Consider the following 16820-nt stretch of genomic DNA (forward strand, 5'->3'; position numbering starts at 1 on the left):
TAGAATAGGTTTGCCCACTCTTTTTTTGGGTTTTTGCATAGTGTGGTATGAAGAGCGGGTGAGGAAGAAAGGAGATCGTGGGTGCAATGGACCAACTAAAACAAGAATTGGAGAAAGACTTCGGATTTAAAATCCAAACCTGGGATGTAATCAAACACATAAAAAACTCCAGTTTCGTCGCTCGAGTTGTCACAAATGAGGGTATACAATATGCTCTCAAAAGCCTTTATATCAAGCCAGAACGGCAACTTTTCATCGCTACATCGGAATATTTGTTATCCCAAAGAGGAGTCAGGCTGGCTCTTCCTATTCCGACTTTAAATGGTGACCTGTACATGATCTATAACCGAGTCCCTTACGTTCTATACCAATGGATTGAAGGTAAAGGAAGTCGATTACAGGACCGGAATGACCTTGAATCCATTGTTGAGGTTATGGCCCAATTACACCATGCTTCCCGCGAACTGGATTATCCCCCAGATGTAAAAATCTATGATCATCTCCATTGGAAGAAGGAATATAAACAGCGTTTAAAGTCATTAGAAGTTTGGTTCAGCAAACACAAAAAATCAAAGTCTGAGAAAGATGTAATCATCAACAGTAACCTTTCTTTTTTTTATAAGATTGGTAAAAAATCACTGAAAGAGCTACAAAAAAGCAGCTATCAAGACTACATGAAAGACCTTGTTTCGGCCAAAAGTTTAGTACATGGGGATCTTCATCATAAAAACCTAATTTATAAGGAAAATGTACTAACACTGATCGATTTTGAAGATGTTCGCTATGATCTTCCTTCCAAGGATTTACTTCGTATTTACAGCATGTATACAAAAAAAAAGCCATTTGAAAAAAAGACATTCCGAAGCATGATGAAAATCTACAACGACAACAATCCACTATCCCCTGAAGTAAAAAGCATTGTATCTATCGACTTGTTATTTCCGCATATTTTTGAACGAATGCTACGCAAGAAAAAATATGCCCGAATGAGCATTGATCAACTTAATTTCATGATTCTACAGGAAAAGAAAAAATCATTATTTGTTTATAATCATTATTTTAAAAAACAACGACATCAAGAAAGGGGGAACATCCTTGACTAAAATTGCCTTTGTTCGTCATCGTTATCTTCCACCCTCGGAAACATTTATTTATGAAGAGTTAAAAAACATTGAAACGTTCAAACCGATCGTGTTTGCACGAAAAAAAATGAACTTAAAACTTTTCCCTTTTTCGAGGATTAAACGATTACCCCGAAACACTAGAAAAACTTCCATGGTATTCAAGAAAAATAATATTAAACTTATTCATGCACGTTTTGGAAATGCTGGCGTCCGATTAATCGGTGTGAAACAACAGCTTCGTATTCCCATGATCACCTCGTTTCACGGATTTGATCTACCTACAAAAAGAAACAGACGAAAATCATATCATCGAAAGCTACCTGTATTGTTCCGAGTTGGTAACAAGTTCACAGTTCCTTCTCGCCATATGAAACAACAGTTGATTAGATGGGGGTGTCCTAGGCACAAAATTGAAATTATGTATAGCGGAATCGATCTTAAGAAATTCTCATACAAACAACGTGATCAAAAAACCACACAACTAACAATCATTGCTGTCGGACGTCTGCATAAGAAAAAGGGGCACCTCTATCTATTGCATGCCTTCAAAAAGATACATGATCAATATCCATCCATTCGGCTTGTCATCGTAGGTGAAGGAAAAGAAAGAAGAAAAATAAAACGTCTTATTTCATCATTGAAGCTAAACAAGTATGTACAACTGAAAGGTCTCGTTGCACACAGCCAACTCACCAATTTATTGTACCGAGCGGATATATTTTGCCTGCCCAGCATAACGACCAAGGACGGAAACCATGAAGGGATTCCCAACGCAATCAAAGAAGCAATGGCAACGGGCCTGCCCATCGTTTCCACACGCCATGGAGGTATTCCTGAGTTGGTTACCGATGGACAGGAAGGACTCTTAGTACCTGAAAAAAACATCATTGGATTAGTGGAAAAATTCAAATATTTAATAGAAAATCCGACTATACGACAAGAAATGGGGGAAAAAGGTCGTAAAAAGGTGGAAAGCAACTTCGATTCTTCGAAACAGGTAAGAAAATTAGAGTCTATTTATTCGAATTTAATCAGAAAGGGGTAATCGCATGTATCACATCCAAGAGGTAAGCGAGGTCCAGCTAACGAATAAGCAATCGGACATCTATTCACCTCTGATTACTGTAGTTATTCCAACGTATAACCGCGCAAAATTTATAGCCCGAGGAATTAATAGTGTATTAGGGCAAACCACCGAAAATTGGAAACTATTAATTATTGATGACGGTTCTAAGGACCATACAAGTGCAGTGGTGACACCTTTTTTAAAAGATCCAAGAATCACTTATGTGAAATTAAAGAAGAACAGAGGCGTTTGTTTTGCGTTGAATCATGCGTTGTCTTTAGTAGATACCAAATATTTCTCACAGCTCGATGCAGATGATTGGTATGAGCCGAACACACTCGCAACTTGTCTGAAAAAAATAGAAAAATCGAGCAGTAAAGTTGCAATCATCTTTGGAAATGACAAGGTTTGGAAGGCCCAAAGAAGAAATAAGATCAAGTATCAAGGCACGAAAAAAAAACGTCAAATCAACGGGAAATATGACTTCATTACTTTCCATTCGATGTTTTATCCTCGATTTTACCGAACGAAAGCGCTAAAACAGGTTGGAGGTTGGTCGAGAAATGTACCAGAAAACGGCCGTTTTGCTGAGGATAGACAAATTCTTCTCAAGCTAGCAGGACGCTATGCATTTAAATGGGTGAACCAACCATTATATAACCGATTAAAGCATAAAAAAAATAACTCAAGAATAGAAAACCGTGATAAATACGCCCGTGTTACAAGATACCTGTATACAAGAGCATTAAAAAGATGGGGAAATAAGTATAAACCTAAATTTATATGGGTTAGTGGCCGCCTTAAAGTAGGTAGGCTAATAAAAAAATAGATTTAAAGTGAGGGAAATATGTGAACACGCCGAAAGGTAAAAAATGGTTGACGACGTTAGATGTCATTGATGAAATCGGGAAGGCATTGGATAAAAAAGAACCCCTTTCTGTAGTCCGTGTCGGGGATGGAGAAAATATTACACTGTCCCAATACAAAGTATGGCCGATTCGCAAAACACTGTCCACCCGCTGGGCGAGGCTTTCACGAAGTACCAACTGGAAAGGAGTTACATTACCGAATGTCAGACTTCGCGATCAATTGATTACGGCGATCAAAAAAGCGGACATTGTAGGTATTCCTTACTATAAGGACAATGAAATATTGGCTGAACAACAATTTTTACGCCCTTTGACGAATGCTTGCTTCAGAAGATTCAATATTCATCCAAAAAAATGTTGCCACACGTTCGTCAATCGTCACATGGTCGAACACCAGCAATTTTGGGAGATTCTGAAAGGAAAAAAAGCAGTCGTCATTTCCCGTTGGGCTGACGATTTCAAAAGTTTGGTCGGCCGAGCGTACGATGATTTCGACATCGATATAATCAAAACGATTTCTATTAATCGTTATGAACAAATTCCAAAAGTTCTGCTCAAAATGAAATCTGTAGATTGTGACATTGTATTTATTTCTGCGGGAGTCAATGCGGTTATATTGGCGCAGAAATTGGCAGAGGAACAGGGACGAATCGCGATTGATTTTGGAAAATCAGCGGTATTCATGGTCACAAGCAATCGGAAAGTTAATCCATGGAAGCCCGAATATTTGGATAAACGCGAGTACTCATAAGAAAGGGGAGTTGCGATTTGAAGATTACCGTCATTGGTTCCGGATATGTCGGCACAACGACAGCGCTTGTATTATCCAACCTCGGTCATGAAGTTATCGGTTACGATGTCGATACACTCAAAGTTAAAATGTTAAACAATGGAATTCTTCCTTTCCGTGAGCCTGGCTTGGACCAATTGCTTCAAGAAAAACTGAAAAGCGGAAGAATCATTTTCACCTCAGATAGTCGATTCGCTATCACTCAAAGCGAAATCTTAATGATTTCGGTTGGTACGCCTTCCACCTTAAGCGGAAATGCAGACTTAACTTATATACAACAAGTCATCGAAGTCATTGCCACACACATCAATGAACCTAAAGTTGTCGTTACCAAAAGTACAGTACCCATTGGAACTAACCGTTGGATGCAGCAGCAGTTAGAAGCGAGAATCGACACGAATAAGTATCCGATTGAAGTAGTCTCGAACCCTGAATTTTTACGTGAGGGATCGGCTCTTCATGATTCATATCATCCTTCCCGAACCGTGATTGGCGGAGAAGTAAATTCGGCGATTGAGAAAGTGAAACAGCTATATAGTTCCCTACAAACGTCTTATTTCATCTGTAACTACGAAACGGCTGAAATGATCAAATATGCTTCCAATGGCTTTCTAGCGGTTAAAATCTCTTACATCAATGAAATCGCTCGGTTAGCTGATGTGGTGGGAGCGGATATCGATGGAGTTGCGGTAGGCATGGGAATGGATCCGCGTATTTCCCCGCATCATTTGCACGCCGGTATCGGTTACGGTGGATCCTGTTTCCCAAAGGATGTTGATGAGCTTCTATATCTCGCAACGCAAAAAAAAATAAATCTGCGTCTGCTTAAACAAGGCAAACATATCAATGATTCACAAATTGCTTGGTTTGTCCAAAAAGTCGAATCTTTGCTTCCCTTAAAGGGCAAACGAGTGCTCGTACTTGGTGTCACTTTCAAAGAAGATACCGATGATCAACGAGAATCTCCGGGCATTCGACTCATTGAGCATTTGCTTGATAGAGGGGTTGATGAAATAAGGGTCATCGATCCTACTGTCACTTCCCTAGATCAAATTCGTTGGTCGAAAGATCTCCTTGATCGTGAAAAGAAGAGAGTGAACATTTTCACGAACGAAGACGAGGCGGCAACCGGAGTTCATGCAGTCGTGTTGACAACCACATGGCCACAATTCTCCACATATCCTTGGCAAAAATGGGTTGGTCTAACTGAGTCCCCCTATTTATTCGATGGACGTAATTTTCTAAATCCACAAGAAATGCGTCGGTTTGGTTGGCATTATGTCGGAATTGCAAGAGGTGTAACATGAACATTATTATTACCGGAGCTGCGGGATTTATCGGTTCTCATTTAAGTGAAGAACTACTTAAGAGGGGACATTTCGTCATCGGAATTGACGATATGGAGCACACTCCTAATCGGGAGATCAAAGAAGACAATCTGAAGAATATCTTAGGACACCCTCAATTTCAATGGCATGCTGTTGATTTGTTGAAATCAGATTTGGAGCATCTCGTTAACGATGCCGATGTTGTATTTCATTTAGCAGGTCTAGCGGGTGTACGAAATAGTTGGGGTGTATCTTTTGATGATTATTTACAAGCAAACGTTCTGCTGACACAAAAAATTCTCGAGGCATGCAAAAAAGCTTCAAGGTTAAAAAAACTAGTGTACGCTTCCTCATCCTCCGTCTATGGTGGCGGAGTCGGACCATCCAGTCCTGAGGATTCACCCACTAGACCGATTTCCCCCTACGGATTAACGAAATTAGCAGGAGAGCATCTCTGCTCTCTTTATCATAAACAGTACGGACTCCCCTATACGGCTTTAAGATATTTCACCGTATATGGGCCAAGACAGCGCCCTGATATGGGATTTCACCGTTTTATGAAGGCCGCTGTGCTCGACCAACCATTAACGATTTATGGAAACGGTGATCAAACACGTGATTTCACCTATATAAGCGACCTAGTTGAAGGAAATATTAAAGCGATGAATTATACAAATCACGGTACTGTTTTTAATATCGGTGGAGTCGAGACGGCATCAGTCAATGACGTGATTACAACCATCGAGCGTCTCTCCGGAAAAAAATTGCGGTTAAGTTATTTACCCGAACAACCAGGCGACCCATTTACAACACGCGGCGACATTTCACTTGCCCGTAAGGAGCTAGGGTATGATCCGATCATTTCATTGATCGAAGGAATGACTGAACAATGGCTATATATATCTAATCTTTATAGAAACAAAAAATAGTCATTTATCGGGTTTCCGAACAGAATGCGGGACATACACTATTACAAATCTCTCTTACTTGTGATCGGAGGTGAAACGCTTGATCGGAATACTGTATTCAAACGCAATGCTAAGTCAATTAATGAAAGGAAAACGTAGCTTTGAAAAGCCTGCTTTCTATGTGGAAACCGCCAGTAAAATAGAGGAAAAAATTATTTTTTTTTCGTTGTTTGATATCAATTGGAGAACGGGTACAGTTCAGGGCTGGAACGGAATAGACCCTGTTCGAGTGAAAAGTGTACTTCCCCCTGTGATCATAAACCGAACGAGAACGAATCATCCTCACACTAAAATGTTGATTCAGCGTTTGAAGAGAATGGGAAAGATCATCTTCAACGAACATAACGTCATTTCTAAGTTGGAAGTTCATCATATTTTAACCAAGAATAATAAACTTCTACCCTATCTTCCTGCAACAGATTCAGTAACGCATCATTCGGTGAAAGACCTATTGGAACAAAACACATGTCTGTTTCTGAAACCAAGTACATCATCTGTCGGAAACGGAGTCATTCGCATCCGTAAAATAAATAACAACACAGTAGCCGAAATCAACGTACTTGGCCGGACTAAGATGTATAAAGTGGGTATCCATCAAATTATTAGATTCGTCAAAAGAAAGAAACGAGACTACCTGGTACAGGGCGGTGTCTCTCTCATGACGTATAATGGAAAGCCTGTTGATTTTCGGGTATCCATGCAAAAGAACGGTAAGGGCCGCTGGCAGTATACTGGAATGGTCGGGAGAGTAGCAAAAAAAGGTTCGATTGTTACCAATATTCACTGCGGCGGACAATCGCTGAAGGCAACCGAACTTTTTCAACATTGGGGTTGGAATGGACCCCGAATTGAAAGATCAATCGCAAAGCTTGGGTTGCGTATTGCAAAAACACTTGAAAAAGAACTCCCTTATATTGCCGACCTTGGATTGGACATTGCCCTAGATGAGTGGCAACACCCATGGCTTATAGAGGTTAACTTCCGTGATTTACGGATTACGTTCCGGGATGCTGGAGATAAGGAGACATGGCGGGCAACATTTGCAACACCCATTTACTATGCAGCTTATCTAATCCGTCAGTTGAGCGAACAAGAAACACGTAAATCGGAACATGACGAATCAATGGTCTCAGCAAACCATTTGACTGATGAATTAATAACGAGTTATTTACCTGATGAGCACGACAGCTCCCGAGTCGAAATTGATATACCAACGGAAATAATAGCAGAGTAACGCTTTCCTTTGTAATAGAAAATAAAGTTTGTAAGTAATAAACCCGCTAGTATATCCCGAGCGGGTTTTTGATTTATTCACGGTCTCCTATGGCTATTCATTCGCTTTTCTTCCGCACTCCACGGGGGTTATTTAATGCAGAGATGTGGAATGAATTTATCCAGGGTGATGAAGGAGTTCCATATTTGTTGCGCCGAAGTGGTATTCTTGTTATCATCAGGCTCATCGTACTTTGATACTCTGTTAGCAATCTAATATTTTCTTGTAAGCTGCGCGCTGTGATTTCCGAATGGGAAGACACGTCCGCTATGCTGCTTAGTATACGGGCGAGCGCATGTTGGCTGAGAGCAATTGCATTTACAAGTGCAATCTTAGCTTCGAGTTGTTTGTCTAGATAACTCATTTCTCCTGATCTCCTTGATCATAATTACTACCAAAGAAGCCATTCATATCACCACTGTCTTCACCCACTTCTCCCCCCCCTAATATTACCTTCAGATTATTACATATTCCATTCTCTAGCTTCGTTAGCCCTTTAATAAGTTCTACAATCTGCCCTTGTATTAGTAGCGACTCATGAAGCTGTTTATCATGGCTCTTAAACGCATCCGAATTAAAATGATTCAAAGTCCAATTACGAATCTTTTCGGCTTCAATAGCTTTAGCTTCTAGAATCATAGATATATCAAATTGTATTTTGGAGGTTGCATCAAGCATTCTTAAAAAGGTACGTTCTCTGCTCATTTAAGTCCTCCCTCAGCATGGATTAATTTACTCTTCTTCATGATCTCCCAATTCCCTAATTACATGACTCAAGGTTTCTGCTAAAGCTTCCTCCAAGTCTGCAAGACTATACAAGTATGCGATGATGCTTTTATTGATTTCCCCAGAATGATTAATTAAAGCGCTGATGTCATCGAATTCTAGATTAGAATCTGGTAAGTCATGAATGATCTGAGCCATGTGGGTAGCCATCTGACGCTCAGCATCCAAGGTCCTTGCCATTTGTTGATGGGAATTTGACATATGAGTTAGCATTCCGTCGATTTTCGATTGCACAAAGAAGGCCCCCCTAATTCAATAATAAAATGTACAACTCTTTATAAAAGATGGTTCCCTACCCCGCTCCTGCCTACATTATCATATGCCGTCTGCGAGAGGACATTTACGAAAATCCCCTATCCTTTTGACTAATCCAAAAAAAAACTCCCTTACTATGTTGAAGTAAAGGAGTGTTCTATCCTCAATCACATTCTATGCATGGGGTGCTGTTCCAATTGCTATCCAAGATAAATACCCCAAAGACTGCGAACCCCCAGAACGCCGAATAACTTCTAAAATTGCATGATCTATATCCTGAGATTTCAGCGAGGCGTAGAAATCAGGATGATTACACATGGCAACAATCACATAGTGAATATTCATGAATGGCTCTTCAATAGAGATAGGGACTTCCACACTACTTTCTCCGACCTTGAACATAAAGGGTGTCATACCGTACTGTTGCAGCGTGGGCTTCTCGGAACTGCTATACACAGGCGTAAAAGTGAGATGTTCGAAATTTACAGATTTCGACGATAGATGTATACCTCGAACAGCAGCCTCCTGCAAGTGTCCCATGCCCACTGCACCCGGCCCCAAGTGCCGCTCCTGCACACTCTCGGCTTGCAAATTCTCTCCAGCAACCGCTCCTACCTGTAATGCCACACTTCCAACTGCTGCTGCTCCGATCTTCTCTGCCGTCACCGCTCCATCTTTTAGCGCCTCGCTACCTACTGCTGACGCTGACAAGTGGCTGCCTCCTACCACGCCCAGTGCAAGGTGCTCCGCCCCTACAGCGCCTAGCTGTAGCGCTGCGCTGCTTACGGCTTTCGCACCAAGCTTTGTCGATGTCACCGCTCCATCTTGCAGTGCCTCGCTATCTACTGCCAATGCCGCCAAGTGTCTACTCCCAACTGCACCCGGCGCAAGATGCCACTCCTGCACGCTCTCCGCTTGCAGGTGTTCCACCTCTACCGCGCCTGGCTGTAGCGCTGCGCTTCCTACGGATTCCGCGCCTAGCTTCGCTGACGTCACCGCTCCATCTTGCAGCGCCGCACTTCCTACGGCTGATACCGCTAAATGACTACTTCCTACCACACCCGGAGCGAGGTGCCATTCCTGCACACTTCCCGCTTGCAGGTGCTCCGCTTCTACAGCGCCTAGCTGTAGCGCTGCGCTTCCTACTGCTTCCGCGCCTAGCTTTGCTGACGTCACCGCTCCATCTTTTAGCGCCTCGCTACCAACTGCTGACGCTAACAAGTGGCTGCCGCGTACAGCACCTGGCGCGAGATGCCATTCCTGCACGCTTTCCGCTTGCAGATGCCCCGAGTCTACCGCTCCTGCCTGTATCGTCGCGCTTCCTATTGCTTCCGCACCAAGCTTCGCCGCAGTTACCGCACCATCTTGTAGCGCAGCGCTAGTCACAGCTGACGCTGCCAAGTGGCTACCTCGTACCGCGCCTGGCGCGAGATGCCACACTTGCACGCTTTCTGCTTGCAGGTGCTCCGCCGCTACCGCGCCTGGCTGTAGCTCCACGCTACCTACTGCTTCGGCACCAAGCTTCGCTGACGTTACCGCTCCATCTTGCAACGCCTCATTGCTCACAGCTGACGCTGCCAAGTGGATACCTCCTACCACGCCCGGTGCAAGGTGCTCCGCCCTTATAGCTCCTGCCTGTAGCTCCGTACTTCCTACGGCTTGCGCGCTAAGCTTTACCGACGTCACCGCTCCATCTTGCAGTGCCGTGCTATCCACTGCCGAAGCCGCCAAGTGCCTACTACCAACCGCACCCAGCGCGAGATGCCACTCCTGCACGCTTTCTGCTTGCAGGTGCTCTTCCGCTACCGCGCCTGGCTGTAGCGCCGCGCTTCCCACTGCTTCTGCGCCTAGCTTCGCTGACGTCACCGCTCCATCTTGTAGCGCTGCACTCCCTACTGCTTCCGCCGTCAAGTGACTGGCGTGTACCGCACCCGCTGCAAGATGCCATTCCTGCACACTTGCCGCTTGCAGGTGCTCCGCCTCTACAGCGCCTGACTGTAGCGCCGCGCTTCCTACGGATTCTGCACCAAGCTTCGCTGACGTCACCGCTCCATCTTCCAGTGCCGCGCTTCCTACTGCTGATACCGCCAAGTGGCTACTTCCTACCACGCCCGGTGCAAGGTGCCACTCTTGGACGCTCTGCGCGCGTAGATGCTTCGCCGCTACCGTTCCCGCCTGAAGAGCCTTGATGCCTACTGCTTCCACGCCAATCTTTGCTGACGTCACTGCTCCATCTTCCAGCGCCGCACTTCCTACAGATGACGCCGCCAAGTGGCTGCCGTGTACCGCACTTGGTGCGAGGTGCTCCGCCTCTACAGCGCCTGGCTGTAGGGCCTGGCTTCCTACTGCTTCCGCGCTAAGCTTCGCTGACGTCACCGCTCCATCTTGCAACGCCTCGCTTCCTACTACTGACGCTGCCAAGTGACTGGCGTGTACCGCACCCGCTGCAAGATGCCATTCCTGCACGCTTCCCGCTTGCAGGTGTTCTTCCGCTACAGCGCCTGGTTGTAGCGCCGCGCTTCCTACTGCTTCCGCGCTAAGCTTCGCTGACGTCACGGCTCCATCTTGCAGCGCCGCACTTCCTACTGCTTCCGCCGTCAAGTGACTGGCGTGTACCGCACCCGCTGCAAGATGCCACTCCTGCACGCTTTCCGCTTGCAAGTGTTCTCCCGCTACCGCGCCTGGTTGTAGCGCCGCGCTTCCTACTGCTTCCGCGCTAAGTTTCGCTGCCGTTACCGCCCCATCTTGCAGAGCGGCACTGCCTACAGCTGACGCTCCGAGATTCTCCCCTGTCACTGCCCCTTCTGCTAAGGCATCTCCCCCTACAGCTGCTCTTGAGATATGCTCACTTAAGATAGAAGCAAGGGCAATCTTTGACGAACCGATACTCCCATCCGCAAATTTAGACGAAGTCACAGATAAATCCTGAATTTTGTCAGTTGAAACACTTTCAGGTGATAGCTTAAGCGAGGTAACCGCATAGTCGGCGAGATGCTGTGAAAACACAATCCCAAGTCCTAACTGCTCTGTCTTAACACTACCCAAGGATAATTTCTCTCCTGTTACAGACGCATCCTTCAAGTTTGCGGTATCCACACTTCCAGCCTGTAAATGTTGATTATATATAGTATTATCCGCGATATGAAGGGATTGAATAGCATTTTTTTGCAACTCTGTTGAACCAATACTATTGACTGCAATATGCTCATTAGTAACAGCTTCCAAAGCAATATGCTTGGAAGTCACAGCCTGTTCTTCAATGGCCTTACTTCCGACCGCTCCCGCACTTATTTTGCCGAACGTCACGCTCCTATCGGCAAGTTTCTCAGTCGTAATTCCACCTTCTTTGACATGACGCGTTCCAATTGAGCTATCTGTAATATGTTTACCCTCAATTGAATAAAGGTCTATTTTATCAGAGGTGACTGCATGATCTTCTAGATGTAACTTTGCAATACTGGCTACTTCAATATGTTCGCCTCTAATCGCACCTGAACGAATATGACCAGTATTTATAGTATCCTTCGCAATATGGATGTCTTGTATTGCTGATTTTGCGATATGCCTTGCCATGATCGCTTCATTTACAATCTTGTTCGGAAGAATGCTCTGATCCGCAATTTTGGATGCTGTTATCGTCTGTTCCACGATATGATTCGTACTCACCGATTGATCTGCGAGCTTGGTAGAGCCAACGCTTTGGTCGGCGAGATGTCTGTTAGTCACTTCACCTTTCCCGATTTGATTCCCACTCAAGATTACTTCTGCTAAATGTTGTGCTGTGATTGCATTATGCGCTAAACTTTCCGAAGTTACGGCCCCTTGTTGTAAATGAATACTCTCGATAGAACCAGCAGCGATATGCTCTGAGCTGACACTCTCAAGAGCCAGTTGTTCCCTGCCAATGGCTTCAAATGCCAGATGCTCTGCAGTTACGGATCGTTTACTTAAATGACGACCTTCAATCGTATTCTCCTGCAGCTTATCACCCGTTATTTCACCATTCCTAATCTTAGAAGCTGTGACTGATCCTTCACTTAGCTTAGAAGTCGTAATAGACTCATTCATCAAGTGGTGATCCTGAATACTGGATCCGGCAATTTTGCTAGTTGTTACGGACTGATCCTGCAGCATATCACTGGAAATAAATACATGACTAAGATGGCGTAGTTTTATTGAACCATCCGCAATTTTGCTCGCATCGATGATCTGATCGGCTAATTTGGATGAGGTGATACTACCATCCTTAATCTTATCCTCATCGATGGAACGATCACGGATCTTACTTCCTGTAACAGCGCTATCCGCAATATGCTCCTCTGTAATTGACCCTAGAGCAATTTTGGAAGAAATAACTGAACCGTCCGCAAGTTGAATGTGAGTCACCGCATGGTCTGCAATGGCCTCACTTCCGATAATCCCTGGTTGTAGTTTGGAGCTATCAATTGCTCCAATCGCTATTTTATCACCTGTCACAGATGCGTAACTGAGGTCGTCTGCATAAATGAACGCTTGCGGGGAACCCGGCATCTTTTTCTCTGCCAAAATGCATTCCAAATGATCCCCTTCTTCATACGCTGAAATTTCCGTGTCTGTAGTTTCTATTTCATTTAAATATTCTTGCGGTGGATCTACTGTTTCGGAATTTGGTCCATCCGTATTTGAAAGGACAGCAGGTGAGGGATCTTCCTCTATTAGGACCTCCGTTGCTAAGGAATTAATATTAGCTATATTTCTCATTTCTTCCAACCGTTTGGACTTACTCATCAAATCCAGCTCTTGTATCTCTGGATTATCTACATAATAGAGCCGCTTATTAGGTTTCGCTGAATAGTTCTTCACCCTTTTTTTCAAAGCATTCTCTCCTTCCTGACATAACGATCTTTGGCATCCTATGCTAGCACTTAGGCTGATGTCACCATTTCGAATGAAATTAGTAACCTTGCCATTCCATAGTTCGCCATTCTGCTGAATACATGAATTCTATCCAACACATCAGGGTTCGGATTATTTCTTATGTAATAATATTAACCGTTTTTATTGATTTAACATCTAATCTATGCCAGTATATTACAGAAAGATTAGGTAACCTCTGAAGGGAGAATAATAATGGCAAAAAAAGTACTTCGGCTGATGACGGAGCTCTCCTCAAGAAAGTCGATATCCCGAATCATGGGCCGCTTTTCTCATAGTAGTGTAAGTCGCTACGTCATCCCAACGTTTATACGAAACTATAAAATCCCCGCATCTGAAGCGGAAAAAGATATAAGTGAATACCATTCCCTTAACGCATTCTTTACTCGGAAGCTAAAACCGGGAATGAGACCTATTGATACCGATGAGCATTCCTTAACCAGCCCTGTGGATGCCCGGATCACGGCAATGGGTGACATTTCATCAGGGACCATTCTAAATGTAAAAGGTCAGAATTATTCTATAGATGAACTTCTTCATCACTCCCCACATTTAGAGCTGTACAAGAATGGTTATGTATTCGTGCTTTACCTGAGCCCAACCGATTACCATCGCATTCATTCACCAGTGACAGGTGTGAAAATGGAGAGCGAACATATTCGTGGACGTGTTTATCCCGTGAATGATTTCGCAATGACACATATGCCCTCAGTACTAAGTCGTAACGAAAGACTCATTACGTACATTGCACATTCTTTCGGGGAAGTGGCTGTCATAAAAGTGGGCGCGATGAATGTCAGCAGTATTCAATACTCCGACGAATCTGTGAGCCAATGGAGTAAAGGTGATGATCTTGCCTACTTCGAATTCGGATCCACCGTTGTTCTGCTGATGGAGAACGGAACCTTTACTCCTCGTGATGATCTTAAACCTGGAGATACCGTGCGAATGGGACAAGCATTAGGCGATCTTCATCCTTCTCCACTCAGTGGAAACCATTAGGACTTCTTATTTAGGACGTACAAGATCATGAATTGGAACCAACGATCTGGTAATATACGTTTGGCAATCACCGTTAAAGCTGTTCCCCGAGGAATACGATAACGAAATGCTGGGGAGCGCACGGTGGCAATCTTTGCGATGAGTAGAGCGACGTCCAAAGGGTCACCACCTCCTGTCGCACTTCGTTCTGAATATTGTAGAATACGATCCAATAATCCTTTATATGGAGATTGAGATGCTGTTCTTAATTGAGAGAAGCTCTTCCCCCAGATCGGTGTCCCATAAGCTCCTGGCTCCACCAATACTACATTGATGCCGAACTGCTTCACTTCCATGGCGAGACTTTCACTGAATCCTTCTAACGCGAATTTAGAGGATGCATAAGGTCCGAATCCAGGAAAGCCAACCTCCCCACTAATGCTACTCATCTGAATAATACGTCCCCCGCTTCCCTCCCTCATTAAAGGAAGAACGGCTTGAGTCACACAGACCATCCCTATAAAATTGACCTCGAACTGCTCCTTCCATACGGAAAGAGGTACCTCTTCAATCATTCCTCCAAAAGCTGCACCGGCATTATTGACTAATACGTCCAGTCGACCGTACCGTTCTTTAATCTGTTTGACTACGTGATGTACCTGTTCTTCATTCTGAACATCCATTTCAACCACTTGAATTGAAGATTCCACGCCTGCCATCTGGGCAGCTCGCATCAACGAATCTTTGTCCTCTGGTCGACGCATACCTGATACAACGGTAAACCCCTTCAGCGCAAGCTCTACACTGGTAAGTAGACCGAAGCCGCTCGAGCATCCGGTCACAAGTGCAATCCGGTCTGTCTTATTGTCCATGATTTATGATCATTTCCTTCCCTATTTCAAGTCATTGTTGCATGTCCTGCCATGCTGTCGCAAGCCGATTTACCCCTTCTACCATCTGCTCATCATCAAGGTGCGCAAACCCAAAGCAAGCTGCTAAAGGTCCAGGTATGATTCTATATGCTGAGGCATCCCTAAATTCCACATTTCTCGACTTCGCTGCTACTTTAAAAGCTTCATACTCCTCTGCTGAACGCTGCCAATTCGCGTAAATATGCAATCCTGCATCTCCTTTAATAAGACAAAATATATCACTCATATGATCTGACATTAGAGAACAAAGTCGATCATGTCGCATTCTATATATTCGTGTCATTCGCCGTAGATGACGCTTATAATGTCCATGGATCATGAAATACGCGAGTGCCCTCTGCTCCAATAGCCCAGGTGAAATCGGATCGTATAATGCTTTAGCTTGCACGACCGACTCAACAAGTGCATTCGGTAATATTGCGTAACCTAAGCGTAATCCAGCAAACATCGTTTTGGAGAAGGAACCTACATAGATGACTCTACCCTCCAAATCCAATGCCTTGAGCGGCTCAATTGGACGACCTCCCCAGCGGAATTCACTATCATAATCATCTTCGATAATGACACCTTCTTGCTTCTGAGCCCATTTCAATATTTGCCTACGTCGGTCTAATGAGAGTACAGCGCCTGTAGGAAATTGACGACTAGGGGTTACGAAGAGTACCCGTGCATTCCACTCTTCCGGTATTAATCCTTCCGCATCTACATCGCCTCTTACAATGGTGCCCCCACATGCTTGAACCGCATTGCGAATACCATGGTAACCGGGATCTTCCACGACAACCGGTTCCCCTTCATTCACTAGAAGCTGTGATAGGATGGCAATCCCTTGCATTGAGCCACTAAATAGAACGACGTTAGAAGCTTCTACTGCAATACCACGGGTGATCCGTAGATGCCCTGCAATAGCTTCACGTAGCTCAGCATCTCCTTCAGGACGGGCAACAACCGCCAAATCTCCGCCACCTTTACCACCTGCGTAAGCTAGCGCACTTCGCCATTCATCATAAGGGAAGTATTCTATGGGCATCCCTTCAAGCAGAAAGCTAATTTCCCCTTTGAGTTTCGGTTTATCGTAATGAGTTCGATACTGACTCATCAATCTTTGCCCCCAAGAAGAGAGTGTGATATCTGCACTAAAAGCCTGTTCTTCAGTTCCCGGAGTGGGACCCGCATGAGTGACAAAGGTTCCCTTTCCTACAATCATTTGAACGTATCCCTCAGCAAGTAGCATATCGTAGCTCTGGGCAACAGAACCGCGTGAGATATTATACAGATTCGCTAAATAACGAGTAGAAGGAAGCTTGGATCCTGAAGGTAGTCTCCCTTCGAGAATAGCGTCACGTAATGCATAATAGATCGCTATATATTTATATCGATACTCCTCCAAATAGGAGTCTAATGGTAAGGACAACTCCATTTCATCACCTTCTTCTATAATCTAAGTAAATTGAGTGGCATATAAAATATAACCTAAAGTGGACCTTTTTACTTGCCAATTATTATTATACGATATTGTTATGAACATTAGTGA

Annotated in this window: 14 protein-coding genes; 8 read left to right on the plus strand and 6 right to left on the minus strand. The window is 44.2% G+C overall.

Annotation, left to right across the window (positions count from 1 at the left end; translation table 11 throughout):
* Positions 1-86: 86 nt before the first annotated feature.
* From ACP8HI_RS15785 to ACP8HI_RS15815, 7 genes are all read left to right on the plus strand, one after another.
* Entirely contained in the window at positions 87-1103 is a 1017-nt protein-coding gene (locus ACP8HI_RS15785) for a CotS family spore coat protein (protein ID WP_438347159.1), read from the plus strand.
* 106 nt (positions 1104-1209) lie between these two features.
* On the plus strand, positions 1210-2169 hold the full coding sequence (locus ACP8HI_RS15790) for a glycosyltransferase (RefSeq protein ID WP_438351857.1): 960 nt from the start codon (positions 1210-1212) through the stop codon (positions 2167-2169).
* 4 nt (positions 2170-2173) lie between these two features.
* Complete coding sequence (locus ACP8HI_RS15795; RefSeq protein ID WP_438347160.1) at positions 2174-3019, plus strand: glycosyltransferase family 2 protein; 846 nt, start codon at positions 2174-2176, stop codon at positions 3017-3019.
* 20 nt (positions 3020-3039) lie between these two features.
* Positions 3040-3810 (plus strand): GT-D fold domain-containing protein, encoded by a 771-nt coding sequence (locus ACP8HI_RS15800; RefSeq protein WP_438347161.1) that lies wholly within the window; start codon positions 3040-3042, stop codon positions 3808-3810.
* A gap of 17 nt (positions 3811-3827) precedes the next feature.
* Positions 3828-5156 carry a UDP-glucose dehydrogenase family protein gene (locus ACP8HI_RS15805; RefSeq protein ID WP_438347162.1) on the plus strand — a complete coding sequence of 443 codons (1329 nt, stop codon included), beginning with the start codon at positions 3828-3830 and terminating at the stop codon, positions 5154-5156.
* The gene (locus ACP8HI_RS15810; protein WP_438347163.1) at positions 5153-6106 is read left to right on the plus strand and encodes an NAD-dependent epimerase/dehydratase family protein; all 954 of its coding nucleotides are present in this window, start codon (positions 5153-5155) and stop codon (positions 6104-6106) included. Before ACP8HI_RS15805 ends, ACP8HI_RS15810 begins: the two co-directional genes overlap by 4 nt.
* A gap of 79 nt (positions 6107-6185) precedes the next feature.
* Complete coding sequence (locus tag ACP8HI_RS15815; protein WP_438347164.1) at positions 6186-7379, plus strand: YheC/YheD family protein; 1194 nt, start codon at positions 6186-6188, stop codon at positions 7377-7379.
* Positions 7380-7476: 97 nt separating this feature from the next.
* On the opposite strand, the gene ACP8HI_RS15820 is transcribed toward ACP8HI_RS15815, so the two are convergent.
* From ACP8HI_RS15820 to ACP8HI_RS15835, 4 genes are all read right to left on the minus strand, one after another.
* Positions 7477-7782 carry a hypothetical protein gene (locus ACP8HI_RS15820; RefSeq protein ID WP_438347165.1) on the minus strand — a complete coding sequence of 102 codons (306 nt, stop codon included), beginning with the start codon at positions 7780-7782 and terminating at the stop codon, positions 7477-7479.
* Positions 7779-8123, minus strand: coding sequence for a restriction endonuclease subunit S (locus tag ACP8HI_RS15825; protein WP_438347166.1), 345 nt, complete (start codon positions 8121-8123; stop codon positions 7779-7781). The genes ACP8HI_RS15820 and ACP8HI_RS15825 overlap by 4 nt, the downstream gene beginning before the upstream one ends.
* A gap of 27 nt (positions 8124-8150) precedes the next feature.
* Positions 8151-8438, minus strand: coding sequence for a nucleoside-diphosphate sugar epimerase (locus ACP8HI_RS15830; protein ID WP_438347167.1), 288 nt, complete (start codon positions 8436-8438; stop codon positions 8151-8153).
* A gap of 195 nt (positions 8439-8633) precedes the next feature.
* Positions 8634-13313 carry a WIAG-tail domain gene (locus ACP8HI_RS15835; RefSeq protein ID WP_438347168.1) on the minus strand — a complete coding sequence of 1560 codons (4680 nt, stop codon included), beginning with the start codon at positions 13311-13313 and terminating at the stop codon, positions 8634-8636.
* Between the two features lie 255 nt (positions 13314-13568).
* Here ACP8HI_RS15835 and asd point away from each other — a divergent pair, with 255 nt between their 5' ends.
* Entirely contained in the window at positions 13569-14375 is an 807-nt protein-coding gene (gene asd / locus ACP8HI_RS15840) for an archaetidylserine decarboxylase (protein WP_438347169.1), read from the plus strand.
* On the opposite strand, the gene ACP8HI_RS15845 is transcribed toward asd, so the two are convergent.
* Together ACP8HI_RS15845 and ACP8HI_RS15850 are read right to left on the minus strand one after the other, a co-directional pair.
* Positions 14372-15226, minus strand: coding sequence for an SDR family oxidoreductase (locus ACP8HI_RS15845; RefSeq protein WP_438347170.1), 855 nt, complete (start codon positions 15224-15226; stop codon positions 14372-14374). The two genes, asd and ACP8HI_RS15845, sit on opposite strands and share 4 nt — an antisense overlap.
* Before the next feature lie 31 nt (positions 15227-15257).
* On the minus strand, positions 15258-16706 hold the full coding sequence (locus tag ACP8HI_RS15850) for a PLP-dependent aminotransferase family protein (protein WP_438347171.1): 1449 nt from the start codon (positions 16704-16706) through the stop codon (positions 15258-15260).
* Between the last annotated feature and the right edge of the window lie 114 nt (positions 16707-16820).

It is taken from the genome of Paenibacillus sp. FA6, from assembly GCF_051550225.1.
Taxonomy (GTDB): domain Bacteria; phylum Bacillota; class Bacilli; order Paenibacillales; family Paenibacillaceae; genus Paenibacillus_AQ.